14 protein-coding genes and 1 tRNA gene are annotated in these 14,387 nt (G+C 60.1%); 12 read left to right on the top strand and 3 right to left on the bottom strand.

All coding sequences use genetic code 11. The features are described from left to right. Positions 1-56 precede the first annotated feature (56 nt). The 3 genes from H8S02_RS11535 to H8S02_RS11525 all read left to right on the top strand — a co-directional run bounded on the left by H8S02_RS11535 (position 57) and on the right by H8S02_RS11525 (position 2,092). On the top strand, positions 57-614 hold the full coding sequence (locus H8S02_RS11535; RefSeq protein WP_186970635.1) for an RNA polymerase sigma factor: 558 nt from the start codon (positions 57-59) through the stop codon (positions 612-614). Then, complete coding sequence (locus H8S02_RS11530; RefSeq protein ID WP_186970634.1) at positions 607-1,371, top strand: hypothetical protein; 765 nt, start codon at positions 607-609, stop codon at positions 1,369-1,371. Before H8S02_RS11535 ends, H8S02_RS11530 begins: the two co-directional genes overlap by 8 nt. A gap of 223 nt (positions 1,372-1,594) precedes the next feature. Next, on the top strand, positions 1,595-2,092 hold the full coding sequence (locus H8S02_RS11525; RefSeq protein WP_186970633.1) for a hypothetical protein: 498 nt from the start codon (positions 1,595-1,597) through the stop codon (positions 2,090-2,092). 103 nt (positions 2,093-2,195) lie between these two features. Here the strand turns inward: H8S02_RS11525 and H8S02_RS11520 are convergent. Continuing rightward, positions 2,196-2,271: transfer RNA gene (locus H8S02_RS11520), tRNA-Thr, on the bottom strand. A gap of 186 nt (positions 2,272-2,457) precedes the next feature. On the opposite strand from H8S02_RS11520, the gene rpsF reads away from it, so the two are divergent. The 8 genes from rpsF to H8S02_RS11480 all read left to right on the top strand — a co-directional run bounded on the left by rpsF (position 2,458) and on the right by H8S02_RS11480 (position 9,945). Beyond that, positions 2,458-2,754, top strand: a complete 297-nt coding sequence (rpsF, locus tag H8S02_RS11515; protein WP_118684431.1) for a 30S ribosomal protein S6 — start codon at positions 2,458-2,460, stop codon at positions 2,752-2,754. A 15-nt stretch (positions 2,755-2,769) separates the two neighbouring features. Then, entirely contained in the window at positions 2,770-3,264 is a 495-nt protein-coding gene (locus H8S02_RS11510) for a single-stranded DNA-binding protein (protein WP_118684429.1), read from the top strand. Between the two features lie 21 nt (positions 3,265-3,285). After that, positions 3,286-3,558 carry a 30S ribosomal protein S18 gene (rpsR, locus tag H8S02_RS11505; RefSeq protein WP_118684427.1) on the top strand — a complete coding sequence of 91 codons (273 nt, stop codon included), beginning with the start codon at positions 3,286-3,288 and terminating at the stop codon, positions 3,556-3,558. A gap of 206 nt (positions 3,559-3,764) precedes the next feature. After that, positions 3,765-4,463 (top strand): S-layer homology domain-containing protein, encoded by a 699-nt coding sequence (locus H8S02_RS11500; protein ID WP_186970632.1) that lies wholly within the window; start codon positions 3,765-3,767, stop codon positions 4,461-4,463. Positions 4,464-4,654: 191 nt separating this feature from the next. Beyond that, positions 4,655-5,332, top strand: a complete 678-nt coding sequence (locus tag H8S02_RS11495; protein ID WP_186970631.1) for a cysteine hydrolase family protein — start codon at positions 4,655-4,657, stop codon at positions 5,330-5,332. Between the two features lie 16 nt (positions 5,333-5,348). Further along, on the top strand, positions 5,349-5,612 hold the full coding sequence (locus H8S02_RS11490; protein ID WP_118684421.1) for a hypothetical protein: 264 nt from the start codon (positions 5,349-5,351) through the stop codon (positions 5,610-5,612). 14 nt (positions 5,613-5,626) lie between these two features. Then, positions 5,627-7,171: a sodium:solute symporter family protein gene (locus tag H8S02_RS11485; protein WP_186970630.1), complete on the top strand. Its 1,545-nt coding sequence runs from the start codon at positions 5,627-5,629 to the stop codon at positions 7,169-7,171. A 20-nt stretch (positions 7,172-7,191) separates the two neighbouring features. Then, on the top strand, positions 7,192-9,945 hold the full coding sequence (locus H8S02_RS11480; RefSeq protein WP_186970629.1) for a molybdopterin-dependent oxidoreductase: 2,754 nt from the start codon (positions 7,192-7,194) through the stop codon (positions 9,943-9,945). A gap of 65 nt (positions 9,946-10,010) precedes the next feature. Here the strand turns inward: H8S02_RS11480 and H8S02_RS11475 are convergent, their stop codons facing one another. Continuing rightward, positions 10,011-10,862: a helix-turn-helix transcriptional regulator gene (locus tag H8S02_RS11475; protein WP_243166515.1), complete on the bottom strand. Its 852-nt coding sequence runs from the start codon at positions 10,860-10,862 to the stop codon at positions 10,011-10,013. Between the two features lie 286 nt (positions 10,863-11,148). Here H8S02_RS11475 and H8S02_RS11470 point away from each other — a divergent pair, with 286 nt between their 5' ends. After that, positions 11,149-12,876, top strand: a complete 1,728-nt coding sequence (locus tag H8S02_RS11470) for a phospho-sugar mutase (protein WP_186970628.1) — start codon at positions 11,149-11,151, stop codon at positions 12,874-12,876. 88 nt (positions 12,877-12,964) lie between these two features. Here H8S02_RS11470 and H8S02_RS11465 read toward each other — a convergent pair whose 3' ends face one another. Further along, positions 12,965-14,257, bottom strand: coding sequence for a vWA domain-containing protein (locus tag H8S02_RS11465; protein WP_186970627.1), 1,293 nt, complete (start codon positions 14,255-14,257; stop codon positions 12,965-12,967). Between the last annotated feature and the right edge of the window lie 130 nt (positions 14,258-14,387).

Below are 14,387 nucleotides of genomic sequence, written 5' to 3'. Positions count from 1 at the left end.
TATATACAGATGCATCGAAAGCAGGGGGCGCGCCTGCCAGGAAAGGACAGGATAGAATGACAGACTGTGAACTCGTCCGGCGCATGCAGCAGGGCGATATGCAGGCGTTCGACACGCTCTACGAGCGCTACAAGGACGACGCATACCGGCTCGCCTGCCTCATCACCGGCAGCCGGACGGACGGCGAGGATCTTGCGCAGGAGGCGTTTGTCGCCTGTGCGCAGTCGATCGGTTCGCTGCGCGACGGCGCGAAATTCCGGCCGTGGCTGCTCCGCACGCTCAGCCGTGCGGCGTGGAAATACTGCCGGAAGGCCAGACGCGAAACGCCGGTCAGTGAGTTTTTCGACGAAAACACGGGCGAAAGCGCGCTTTCCGCCGTGCTGCGCACAGAGGAGCAGCGCCGGCTGTATGCCGCGCTCCGCACACTCGACGAGAAACGCCGTGTGGCGGTCGTGCTGTACTATTTTGACGACCGCTCCGTAAAAGAGATCGCACAGGCGACCGGCGTGACCGAAGGCACGGTCAAGAGCCGCCTGTTTTCCGCCCGCCGTCATCTGCGGCAGGCGCTGACCGCAGGAGAGACAGAGCCGAGGGAGGCTGTATCACATGAATGAGACCGTTTTTGACAAGGAAATGAAGGATATGCTGCACCGGTGCGCAGATGAGCTGCACGCGCCCGACAAGCTCAAGACCCGTGTGGACTTCGCGCTGAAGAACGGGAGCAGCAGGCCGCGCCGCCGCTGGGGCCGCCGTCTGATCGCGCTTGCGGCCGTCGCCGCCATCACCGTGACCGGCGCGTTCGCCGCCGGTGCATTCGGCAGCATCACGAGCCATTCGTGGTCTGACCAGCGCCTGAGCATGGAGCAGACGCAGCAGCACATGGAGGATGCCGGCGCGGCGCTCACGCTGCCCGAGACGATCGGCGACTTCACGTTTTCGCACGGCTATGACGTGGCCGCCACGGCGAAGAGCGCGGCGGGCAAGTCCGAGCAGGTCGATGAGGTGAACGCGGAGTACGAAAAGGACGGCGTAACGCTGAATTTCAACGCGCACAAGACCTATACCGTGTTCTCCGACGAGGAGAACAGCGACCCGGAGCCGGACGAGGTGCAGGAGGTAAACGGCGTGACGCTTGCCTTCCGGGACTCGCATTACCGCTTCGTTCCGCCCGACTACGAGCCGAGCGACGAGGAAAAGAAACTGGAGCGCCGCGGCGAGCTGACCATCAGCGAGGGCTCGGACGAGGTCGAGGACAGGCAGTTTCAGTCGGTAAGCTGGCAGAAGGACGGCATGAGCTATTCTCTGTACGGCTTTGATACCGGTCTGGACGCGCAGACCATGCTGGAGCTGGCCTCCGGTCTTGTAGAATAAAAAGTGCTCCCATGCGGCGTAGAAAACCGTATGGGAGCATTTTTTCTGTGTTTTGCGGAACAAAAACCGCCGGGAAATCTTTTCGTCACAAGGATGTATTTCCTCTCTGCCGCCTTCGGCACGGCTCGCGGTGCAGCCGTGATACAATAGGCATCCGCGGGGAAGGGGAACCGCCTGCGGCAAACCAAGACAAACGGAGGAACCGGTTACGAATACGGCAGCATTGACAGAAATACAGCAGAAAACAGGAGAAGGCAGACACGAGGGAACGAAAAAGGCCGCCTCTTCGATCGCGCTGCGGAGGATCGCGATGCGGGAGGGCGGCGAGGCGGCGCTGTGCGTCCTTGCATCGTGCGAAGCGCCCGAGCGGGAGGGCGACGGACTGACGAGCATGGGAGCAGGCGTGGTGCTGAGCAGCACGGCGGTGCGTCTCGGCGAGCACGGCACGGTGCATGAGCTGGCCGAGGGCGAGCTGTTTCGGTGGGCCTACGCGAGCGAATTCGACGCGCTGCGCTTCACGCATCCCATCGCGCTCAGCGCGGAGCGCTGCATGGTGCATCTGCGGCTGACCAACGCCCGGGTGGGCATGGAGCAGCTCGTGTTCTATACCGCGCTCGGCGGCGGCCTGGCGCGCGTGGACAGGCTGTGGCGCACCTTTGCAGGAAAGGAGGAAGCGTCGCCGGCGTTCGACACGGTCGCAGCCGCGCTGGCAGCAAAGTAGCGGGAGCAGGGGACAGACATGCGGTTCTGTCCCCTTTTTCCCTGCAAGAGCGAAAAATCGGGAACAAAAAAGCAAAAGTCCCTCCGAAATTTCGGAAGGACTCTGGAGCTTGCGGCCGGACTCGAACCGGCGACCTGCGCATTACGAATGCGCTGCTCTACCAACTGAGCCACGCAAGCAGTTATTGCCGCTGAAATGAGAGTTTTCTCGTTCACAGCTTTTTCAGTATAGCATGGTTTTGAAAATTCGTCAAGATTTTTTTGAAAATTTCTCTTGACTTTTCGCCACGGTTGGTTATAATGGTATAGTATCCTTGCTCACATCAAAGGGTGTGGGCCAAAAGTCCAAAAGGAGGTGCTAAGAATATGGCAAAGATTTCTGGCAAGTACGAGACGATCTTCATTGTCAACCCGTCTCTGGAAGAGGCAGCAGCTACCGCTGTTGTGGACAAGTTCAAGTCTCTCGTCGAGGCAAACGGCACGAACGTAGAGGTCGAGGATTGGGGCAAGCGTCGCCTGGCGTACCCGATCGAGGATCAGACGGAGGGTGTTTACACTCTGATCCGTTTTGAGTCCAAGCCCGAGTTCCCGGCTGAGCTGGACCGTATCTACAAGATCACGGACGGCGTTATGCGTTCTATCATCGTCAGCCTGGACGACTAAGGCGGTGAACTGAAAATGCTCAATAAGGCTATTCTGATGGGTCGTTTGACCCGTGATCCCGAACTTCGTCATACCCAGTCCAACATGGCTGTGTGCTCGTTCTCTCTCGCGATCGATCGCGGTCGCAAGGATCAGAACGGCGAACGCCAGACCGACTTCATCGACTGCGTCGCATGGGGCCGTCAGGCAGAGTTCGTTGCACAGTGGTTCACCAAGGGTTCCATGGCGATCGTAGTCGGCCGTATCCAGTCCCGCCGCTGGCAGGATCAGAACGGCAACAACCGCACCGCGATTGAAGTCAACTGCGATGAGGTTTCCTTCGGTGAGACCAAGAAGTCCCGCGACGCCTACAACGCAGGCGGTCAGGGCGGTTTTACCGGCGGCTATGATAATGGTTCGCAGATGCGGCCCGAGCCTGCCGCGTCGCAGGTTGCTCCGGCGTTCGATCTCCCGGCGGGAGATTCGGATTTTCAGGAGCTCGCTGACGATGACGGCGATGTCCCATTCTAATCTGAAGGAGGTTACGTGACAATGGAAGAAACCAAGAAGGAATTTACTCCCCGTCCGGAGCGTGCAGAGCGTCCGCAGCGCGGCCGTCGCCGTCGCAAGGTTTGCGCTTTCTGCGTAGATAAGGTTGCACACGTTGACTTTAAGGATGCCGGTAAGCTGAAGAAGTACATGTCCGAGCGCGGCAAGATCCTGCCCCGCCGCATGACCGGTACCTGCGCTGCTCATCAGCGTCAGCTGACTGAGGCAATCAAGCGTGCACGTCACATCGCTCTTCTGCCGTACACCGCAGAGTAAGCGATATCATTCGTTTTTAATTGTTTTAAGGATACGCAAGGCCCTGTTTTCCTCGGAAAGCAGGGCTTTTTTGCGCCCCGAAGCAAAGTGTTACACCTGCGTTACAATTGCACCCATACTATACACAAAAAGCACAACCTGTAGTATAATCATATAGCCGAAGAAAATACATCTTCGCCAATTTCCCTCGAAAGGAGCTACACACGATGACCTTCAAAAAGGTTCTTTCGTTTTTTCTGACCGGCGCGACCGCGCTGTCCATGACGACCGCGGCGCTCGCGGCGGACGACACCCCGATCATGCTGCCGGCGGATGTTGCGTCGCAGGACTGGTATGCGCCGGCGGTGCGCTATGTGATGGAATATGACCTGATGGACGTCGGACACCCGGAGAACGGCGCACCCGTTTTCGAGCCGTCGCGCACGGTTTCCCGTCAGGAGGTCGCGGACGCGATTTACCGCGCCGCACGCTGCCTGAGCACAAAATTCGCCGGTGAGCCGTCGTTGGAGGGCATTTCGAAGATGGCGGATTACGCCGACGTCGGTCAGAGCTATCCGTCGGCCATGGCGTTCTGCTACAATCACGGCATCATGACCGGCTCGGACAAAAAGCTGAACCCCGGCGCCGCTATCACCCGGCAGGAGTTCGCAGCCGTCCTTCAGCGCACGATGAAGCTGTTCGCGGAGAACGGTCTTGCCGAAATTGTCCCCGGCGACGGCATGGCGGTCTATGAGTTCAGCGACAGCCGCAGCATCCAGAACTGGGCCATCTCGTCGGTTTCGTTCTGCATCAAGAACCACCTTATGCAGGGCGACAACAGGAACGCATTCAACCCGCTGGGCAATGTAAACCGGGCGCAGGTCGCGAAGGCGCTGAGCAATATTGCCGCCGCCGCAAAGAAATAACAGAAGATACAGAGGAAAGACGATCGTTTTACGACAGTTTCATCCGAGGCCATGCGCCTCGGATTTTTTTTCGCGCAAGACTAAAAAGTTTGCACATGTCATGACACGTGTGCTATAATAGCTGTAAAACGGCTATCGGCAGCACCGCATCATAAGAGCGGCGGTGCTTGACAGGGAAGGAGCATAAACGAATGAAAGCATATTTCGACAGTGTCGAAAAGGAGGTCCCGGACAAGCTGCGGGAGGTATTCCTCACGCGGCACGACACGGCAGTCATCACCATTGACATGCACGACGGCCATCTGTCAACCGACCCGGACTGCCCGTGTCCGTCTCCGCGCGGACGCGAGATCATCGAGCCGCTGAATCATTTTATGGACGAGGCGCGCGCACTCGGCCTGCCGGTCATCCATGTGCGCTCGACGCTTCGCAGGGACGGCGCGGATGAAAAGCTGTTCCCGTCGGCGTGGCGCATGGTGTTTCCGGTTACGGTCGGCGAAATCCCCAACATCGCAGAGCACGCCCTCGAGGGCACACGCTGGAACAGAATGTCCATCGACGTACACGACGAGGATTACATGGTGACGACGAAAAAGCGCCTGAGCGCGTTCTACCCCACCGACCTCGAGCTGCTGCTGCGCAATCTGGGCATCCGCCGCGTGGTGCTGACCGGCTGCATGACCGACTGCTGCGTCATCAATACCGCGTTCGACGCCGCGAACCGCGATTTCCGCGTGGTCGTGCCGCGCGATCTGACCCGCGGCTCCGAACATCTGGAGGAGCCGGCGCTGCGCATGATCTCGCTGCATCTGGGACTGGTCGTGGATTCGGAGGCGCTGCTCGGCGAATGGCGCTCGCAGAAGGAATGAAAAGGTGAAATAAGCTATGAAAATCGGAAGAACGGAAAAATGCTGGCTGGCGGCGGTGTTCTTTTTCTGGGTATTTTATAATTTCCCGGGATTTCCGGCCTACGGCAATGAAACGGCCTGCATCGTGCACGGCCTCATCAGCTTTATCGGCACGGTGCTCTCCGTGTACATCGGCTGCAAGCTGACCGAAAAGGAATATCCTCTGATCGAGGACGAGGAACAGGAAGAGACGGCGCAGGAGGATACGCATCCCGCGGCTGAAACCGAACGGAACAGATAAAGGATAACAGAGAAATGACAACACAGGGTTTACTTTCGGGCAGAACAGTATGGATCGTTTTTGCGGCATACTTTCTGTTTTTGATCGCTATCGCACGCTACACGACATGGAAGGAAAAGCGCGACGCAGGCAGGGTCGATTTACAGGGCGGCCGGTTCAAGTGGCCGGTCATGGTCATGACGTACATCGCCTCGTGCATGAGCGTCTGGGTGTTCTTTGCAGGCCCGGGCGCGTATTACCGCTACGGACTGGGATACTTTTTCTCGGAGATGTGCATCTACTCCATGTTCCCGATCATCTGCTACTTCACGATGACCAAGGTATGGCTGGTCAACCAGCAGAAGCACTTCACCACACCGGCGGATTTCTTCTACTGCCGCTACAGGTCCAAGACGCTGACCGTCATCATCGACCTCGTCTACATCGTCTGTGCCGTGCCGTTCATCTCGGCGGTTCTAGTGGCGGGCGGCCGCGCGGCTGAGGTCGCGACCGGCGGCGCGGTGTCCTCGCAGACCTTCACGCTCATCTGCGGCATCATCATGACCGTATTCGTCATGCTCGGCGGCGTAAAATCCACCGCGCTGGCGGATGCCGTACAGGGCTGGTTTTTCATTCTGGCGCTGTGGGCGATCATTTTCGTCACGCTCAAGGTCGTGTTCAACGGCTCGCTCATCGAGGCCTTCCAGACCGTCCGCGTGCAGACGCCGGACTGGTTCTCCTATCCGGGTCCGATCGGCGTGTGCACCTATCCGTCGCGCGTCAGCTATCCGCTCGCGTGCGCGTTCGGCTACACGCTGCTGCTGCCGCAGGTCTTTGTGCGCTCGGGCTATTACAGCGCGGGCCTGAAGGACCAGCGGCAGATGGCATTCCTCGCGCCCTTCCTCCAGATCATCGTCTGGGGCGGAACGATGCTCATCGGTCTGGTCGCGCTGGCGGCCATGCCTGACCTTACCAGCTCGGAGACCGAACTGGTCATCCCGTATATGTGCAACATCATCGCGGGCACGCACGGCGTGCTGGCGCAGATCTTGATGATCGTATTCCTCATCGGCGTGCTGGCGGTCGGCCTGTCCACCGCGAACGCGCTGCTGATGGTCATGTCGTCCATCATCTACAAGGACCTGCTGGTCGGCATCGGCCACTGCAAATTCAAGGCGTCCGAGACCTCGGTCGTCCGCGTGGTCATTCTGCTGTTCGGCGCGGTGACGGTCGGCGTTTCGCTCATGCACTGGGAATACGTCTATAATCTGATGATCTTCGCGGATTCTCTGGTCGAGTCGCTGTTCCCGGCGCTGGTATTCGGCATCTACTGCAAGTGGGCGACCCGCAAGGCGGCCATCGTTTCCATCTCGGCCGGTGCGATCGTCATCTGTCTGACGTTCTTCGTCTGGGACCTCGGCTATGTGTGGTACGGCACCATCGGCCTCGCGACCGCGCTCGTGCTGATGTATGTCGTCTCGAAGCTGACCAGGGACGACCCGAAGGACAGCGACGACTTCTATGAGGCGCTGGACTCCGGCCACAGACGCTTTATGCGCATCAAGGCAAAGATCAGGTAACGGCAGGAGGGCGAGATCCAATGATTCGATTTACGCTCAACGGCGCATCGGTCGAGGTGCAGGACGGCGAAAGCCGCACGCTGTTGGAGTTCCTCCGGGATGTCAAATGCATGAAGGGCACGAAGGAGGCCTGCGGCACGGGACACTGCGGCGCGTGCAGCGTCCTTGTGGACGGCAGGCTGACGCGCTCGTGTGTGACGCTGCTGCGCCGGGTGGACGGAAAAACGGTAGAGACCATCGAAAATGCGCCGAACGATGCCATGCTGCCGATCATTCAGCGCTCGTTCCTCGATGTCGGCGCGGTGCAGTGCGGCTTCTGCACGCCGGGCATGGTCATGGCGACCAAGGCGCTGCTGCTGCACAATCCCGCGCCGGCCGAGCGGGAGATCTATGAAGGACTGAAGAACAACTACTGCCGCTGCACCGGCTATGTCAAGATCATCGAGGCGGTCAAGCTGGCGGCAGCACGCCTGCGCGGCGAAACGCCGGACATCGACAGCTTCCGCACGCACGAAAGCACGGTCATCGTGGTCGGTGAAAACCAGACCGTACCGCCCATCACCGGCTCCGCGGTCGGCAAGTCGGTCTGGGATGTGGACGGCATGGACAAGACCGGCGGCAAACTGAAATTCTGCGACGACTACACCGCGGAGGACATCGGCGCGGATACTCTGCTGCACGGTGCGTTCGTCTGGGCGCCGGTGCCGCACGCAAGGCTTAACGCGATGGACTGCACCGCCGCCGAACAGGCGGAGGGCGTGGTGCGCATCGTCACCGCCGCCGATGTGCCCGGCATGAACAAAATGGGCACGTGGACGCCTGAGCAGCCGGTGTTCTGCACGGACGAGGTGAACTTCCTCGGCGACCATCTGGCGCTTATCGTGGCGGATACCGTGGAGCACGCGAGAGCGGCCGCGAAGCTGGTCAGGATCGACTATGAGGAACTGCCCGGCATCTACACGATGGCGGACGGCTACCGAAAAAACAGCTTTATCGTGCACACCGGCCGCAAGAGCGGCGATGTGGAGCAGGCAAAGCAGCGGCCGGACATCGTAAAGATAAACGTTTCCAAGGAGATCGAGCCGCAGGAGCACGCCTGCATGGAGCCGGTCTCCGCCATCGGCATGGTGCAGGACGGAAAAACGACCGTCTATGCCTGCACGCAGGCGCCGTTCGAGATCCGCAGCATGCTGGCGAAGATTCTGGACAAGCCCGAGGAGGACATCCGTGTCATCGTGACGCCGCTCGGCGGCGGCTTCGGCAAGAAATGCGATGCGTTCCTCGAGGCGCCGGCGGCCGTGGCCGCGCTCGCGTGCGGAAAGCCGGTCAAGATCACGCTGACGCGCAGGGAGGACCTGCTCCTCACCACCAAGCGGCACGGCTATCATACGGACTACGAGATCGGCTTTACGCCGGACGGCAAGTTTCAATATCTGGACTGCCGAATGTTCTCGGACGGCGGCCCGTATGAGTGCGAGAGCTACGGCACGCTGATGACCGGCGCGCTGATGAGCGGCGGCCCGTATATTATTCCCAATGTCCGCGTCGAGGGCTCAGCCATCCGCAACAACAATTTACAGGGCGGCGCGTTCCGCGGCTACGGCATCAATCAGGCGGCGATTTCGATCGAGACCGCGATGGACATGATGGCGGAAAAGCTGGGCATCGACCCGTTCGAGCTGCGCCGCCGCAACGCTGTCTATCCGGGCGCGACGTCGGTCGGCGGCGAGGTGCTCAAATACAGCATGGGCATGATGGATACCATCAACCAGTGCGAAAAAAGCTTGAAAAAGGCGCTCAAGGAGTACGAGGGTCAGTATCCGAAGGGCAGTAAGGTGCTCGGCTGGGGCATGGCCTCGGGCTTCAAGAACGTCGGCGTCGGCAAGGGCATCTTCACCGATGACGGCGCGTGCAAACTGATTTTACAGGGTGACGGCCACCTGCACATGATCGTATCCGGCACGGATATGGGACAGGGCTTCCGCACCGCCATGACGCAGGTCGCGGCGGAAACGCTGGATATGGACATCTGCGACATCTATATCACGAACGGCGATACCGAGCTGACGATACCGACCGGCGAGTCAGTCTCCGAGCGTCAGACGCTGTGCGGCGGCCGCGCGGTGTACGAGGCGTGCGTCAAGCTCAGACAGGATTTAGACAGCCGTCCGTGGCAGCCGGGCGAGGAACGCCGTGCCGAGTATTATTATGCGTGCGACCCGTGCTTTGCCATCGGTGACTTCGAGGGCGCGAAAAAGCGCGGCGCGAAGTACCGCAACTTCCCGGCATATGCGTATGCGACGCAGGCCGCTATTGTCGAGGTGGACAGGGAGACCGGCGAGGTGCGCCTGCTCAAGGTTATCGCGGCGCATGACGTCGGCCGCGCCATCAATCCGCATATCATCGAGGGTCAGATGCACGGCTCCTGCTCGATGGGGCAGGGATATGCGCTGAGCGAGGGATACCCGACGGAAAACGGCTATCCGGTCAAGACGCTGTACCGTCAGCTAGGTCTGCCGCGCGCCGAGGATACGCCGGACTACGAGATCATTCTGATCGAGGACCCCGAACCGCAGGGTCCGTTCGGCGCGAAGGGCATTTCCGAGGTAGCGACCGTGCCGGTGACGCCGGCGATCCTGAACGCCGTGTCGCGTGCCATCGGCGTGCGCATCAATAAGGTTCCGGCGTCTCCGGAGGTGGTTCTCGAGGCGATCCGCACCGGAAAATGCGACGTGCCGACCATGGAGCAGCAGATCAAAGAGCTGGAAAAATGATAAAAGCAGAGCGCTCCCTGTCGGGAGCGCTCTCAGTCTGTCGAAAAAGTCCTTTTCGCGACAGCTTATTTATGAAAAACATATTCCTTCCGGAACGTTCGCGGCGACATGCCGACCGCCTTGGAAAACTGCGCGTTGAAATGGCTCGGATTGTCGTATCCGACCTGTGCGGCGATGCGCGTCACCGGCAGCTCGGTCGTGATGAGCAGCGTCTGCGCCTCGCCGATGCGCCGCCGCAGGACATACTGAAGCGGCGAATAGCCGGTCACATCCTTGCAGACATGCGCGAGGTAGTACGGACTGACGTGCAGCGCGTCCGCCATGCTCTGAAGCGAGAAATCCTCGGCAAAATGCCGGTCGATGTAGTCCTTGATGCGCTGCGCGAATACGTTTTCTCCGCGGCTGCCGTCCTGCGCGGCGGCTGCGAGGAACTGCTGCACGAGCGTCAGCAGCGCCATCAGCAGATGATGCGCGCCGTCGTCGTTGCCTGCGGTCAGCTCGCTGTACAGCACATCATACAGCCGCTCGAGCCGGACGGTCTGCGCCTCGGTCAGCGGGCAGACAGGCGAGGCATCGTCCGGGATGAGCGCGTTTTCGCGCAGTCCGGGTACGCTCAGACCGCCGAGCGCCAGACTGAACGAGGCAACCGGCCGGTCGGGGCCGGACGGCTCATCGTGCACCACGCGGCTGTTATAGATGAACAGGTCGCCCCGGCGCGCGTCATACGGCATGCCGCCGACGAAATAACGGCTCTCGCCGCCGCGCACGAGCACGATCTCCACCAGATCGTCATGCGCGTGCATGACGCGCGGATGCGCGGATGCCTCTGCATCCGTCCTGCTGACGGAAAACAGGCGCGGCGGCCGGGTCAGCCCGAACGGCGGCTCATATTCCTTTTTGACAAAACACTGTATCAATTTTTTCGCCCTTTCCGCCTGAATATAGTATCATCGTAGCATAATCAGCCGTATATCGCAAGAGAAACGCGCCTCGGAGTCCGACGGAGCTTCCAGACCTTCCCTGAATGAATGCACAAAAGAATTGACGTAAAACTGTGCAGAACAACGAGATGCTGCGGGAGTTTTTTATAATTCGCGCAAAATCCCCTTGCATTGACAGGCAAATATCGTATAATTTAGATAGAGGCTTCGGCAGATGGCGAAAGCGCGCCTGCCGGAGCAAATATCTGGAGAGGTGATAGACATGGATTTCATGGCTGAATACAAGCACTGGCTGGAGAGCGGCGCACTGAGCGCAGAGGAGCACGCAGAGCTGCAGTCGGTTGCAGACGATAAAGAAGAGATCGAGAGCCGTTTTTATGCGCCGCTGTCGTTCGGCACGGCAGGCCTGCGCGGCGTTCTGGGCGTCGGCCTCAACCGCATGAACCGCTTTACCGTCGGTCAGGCGGCGCAGGGCCTTGCGAAGCTGATCGTATCGAACGGTCAGGAGGCGATGGACCGCGGTGTTGCGATCGCATATGACTCCCGTCACTTCTCGCCCGAGTTCGCAAAGCAGTCCGCGTGCATCCTCGCCGCGAACGGCATCAAGGCGCTGATCTTCGACGAGCTGCGCCCGACCCCGGAGCTGTCCTTTGCAGTCCGTCACTACGGCTGCATCGCGGGCATCAACATCACCGCATCCCACAACCCGAAGGAATACAACGGCTACAAGGTCTACTGGGAGGACGGCGCACAGCTGCCCCCGGCCGAGGCGGACGTAGTCGCAAAGGAAATGGCGGCAACCGACATCTTCACCGGCGTTAAGACCACGGATTTCGACGAAGCGGTCAAGAGCGGCATGATCCGCATTCTGGACAAACAGACCGACGAGGCGTACCTCGGCGAGGTCATCAAGGTCGCGGTCAATCCGGACTGCGTTAAGCAGGTCGCAGACGACTTCAAGCTGGTCTACACGCCGTTCCACGGCGCCGGCTACCGTCTGGTGCCCGAGATCCTGCGCCGTCTGGGCTACAAGCACATTATCTGCGAGCCCGAGCAGATGAAGATCGACGGCGATTTCCCGACCGTCAAGAACCCGAACCCGGAGTACAAGGAAGGCTTCTATCTGGCTATTGATCTGGCAAAGAAGAACGACGTTGACCTCATCATCGGCACCGACCCGGATGCGGACCGCACCGGCATCGTCCTCAAGGACAAGTCCGGCGAGTACGTCACCCTGTCGGGCAATCAGGTCGGCGTGCTGCTCACCGATTACATCATCACCGCGAAGAAGCTGACGAACACCATGCCGGCGCATCCGGCGGTGCTCAAGAGCATCGTCACCACCGAGATGGCGCGCGCGGCGGCAGAGAAGAACGGCGTTGCGTGCTTCGACACCTTCACCGGCTTCAAGTTCCTCGCGGAGAAGATCAAGCAGTTCGAGAAGGACGGCTCGCATGAGTACATCTTTGCGTTCGAGGAGTCCTACGGCTATCTGTGCGGCGACTATGCGCGCGACAAGGACGCAGTCACCGCCTCCATGCTGATCGCGGAGATGGCGGCTTATTACCGCACGCAGGGCAAGACGCTGTACGACGCAATGGAAGAGATGTACGAAAAGTACGGCTACTACTGCGAGCAGACCATTTCCATCGTCATGCCGGGCGTTTCCGGTCTCCAGCGCATGAAGGAGCTCATGCAGGAGCTGCGCGACAAGCCGCTGACCGCTGTCGGCCCGGACAAGGTCGACTTCACCCGCGACTACATGCCGGGCACCCGTACCTGCATGGCAGACGGCAGAGTCGAGCCGATGGAGCTCAAGGGTCAGAACGTCATGTACTACGAGCTCGAGGGCGGCACGACCTTTATCATTCGTCCGTCCGGCACCGAGCCCAAGGTCAAGGTATATATCATGGCCAAGGGCGCGAACAAGGCCGAGGCTGAGGCGAAGGTAGACGTTCTGGCGGCTGCCGCAAAGGAAATCGTCAAGTAATCCGCGAAAACAACCAGATACACAAAGAGCGGCCCGGTGCAGGGGAAAAATCCTTTTGCACCGGGCCGCGTGACCTGTCGGAAAAACTTCAATTTTGCGACAGCTCCGTTAAAATTTCGTCCTCGCGGAGGATGACGCGGATGCCCCAGGGCGGAACGCTGTCCGGCCAGCACTCGCCCTCGAGCATGACGAAGGCGGCGTCGTACTTCGGGCGCTTTTTCGGGTACAGGCCGAGACCGTCCGTAAAGTAGAGAAGACCGCGCAGCGAGTGGAACGCGCCCTCAGCGACAAGCTGGTCGACGTGCTCGAAAACCGGGCGGAAATCGGTCGCAGACTGGCCGATAAGCTCGAAATGCGACATGTAGTCGGCAAATTCCTTCGCGTCGTGAATAACCTTGTCCGAGCGCAGCTTGTCGTCGCATTGCAGGATGCGCAGGTTGATGCGGCGGAAAAAGCTCGTGTTCTGCTGGAGCAGCTCGCAGGTCCTTTCGAGAAAGGCGCGGACGAGCTCGCCCGAGGTGGACATGGAGGTGTCGATGGCGATGACGAAATCCTCGATTTTGCGCGTCTCGCGCGTTTCCAGCGGCTCGATCAGCGGCATATTGCCGTAGCGGCGCAGACCGTAGGCGTAGTAGCCGTAGTCGAACGAGTCTGCGTCGATGGCAGTCTCCTCGCGCAGGGCGGAAAACCGCCGCAGAAAGGCGCGGTAGTCGGTCGTGCGGCGCGCGGAGACGGCAAGCTGCTCGCGCACGGCCTCGCCGCCGGTCGCTTCGCTGGCGAAAACCGTATCCATGGCGGTCTGAGTGCGCTGCGCCTGCTGCTGCCAGCGGCGGTCCTGATCGTCATCATCCTCGGGCCAGAGCGTGTGCTCATCGACCGCGAAAACGCGTGTGAGCGTCGCGCAGTCGTATGAATTCATGCGCTCGCGGCGGAAATGGCGGTAGACCGCCTCAGCTGTCAGCACAGGCATATGCTCGTGCAGCGAGCGGTAAAGGCTGCGCCGCCGCACCGAGGTCTTGTCCGGCGCGAGGCAGCGGTAATCCAGACTGTCGAGCAGGCTTTCGACCGCAATGTCGCACGCGAGCGACCAGAGATCGCGGTCGCGGCCGCGCATTTTCGCCGGATGGCGCAGCAGACAGTGAAAGACCGTGTGCAGATAGGCGCGGTTGACGCTCGTGCGGCTGCGCTCGAAGCGCTGCGCAAGCCACGCGCCGCTGAAATACAGCGCCTTTGCATCGGTCGCGAGCGAGCTCGTCTCGAAGCCGTCCTGCACCGGCAGCGCCGCGAGTGCGCCGTCGAGGAACGGCAGGTTCATATAAAGCTCGCTGCGGGCGGAAAACAGGATTTCGCGCCCGATATTGGCCCATCGTTCGGACTGCATGGCCGAGCCTCCTCGTATAATAAGTTAAAAGTAAATAGTTTCAGGTATCAGCAGGCTTTGAGGTGCCCGTGATACAATAGCTGTAGGACAGCAGGGTCAAGTTCTTGGACCTCCAGTTGAGCCGCAAGGC

The organism is Agathobaculum hominis (assembly GCF_014288055.1).
GTDB lineage: Bacteria > Bacillota > Clostridia > Oscillospirales > Butyricicoccaceae > Agathobaculum > Agathobaculum hominis.
This window is presented reverse-complemented; position numbering and strand designations above follow the sequence as displayed.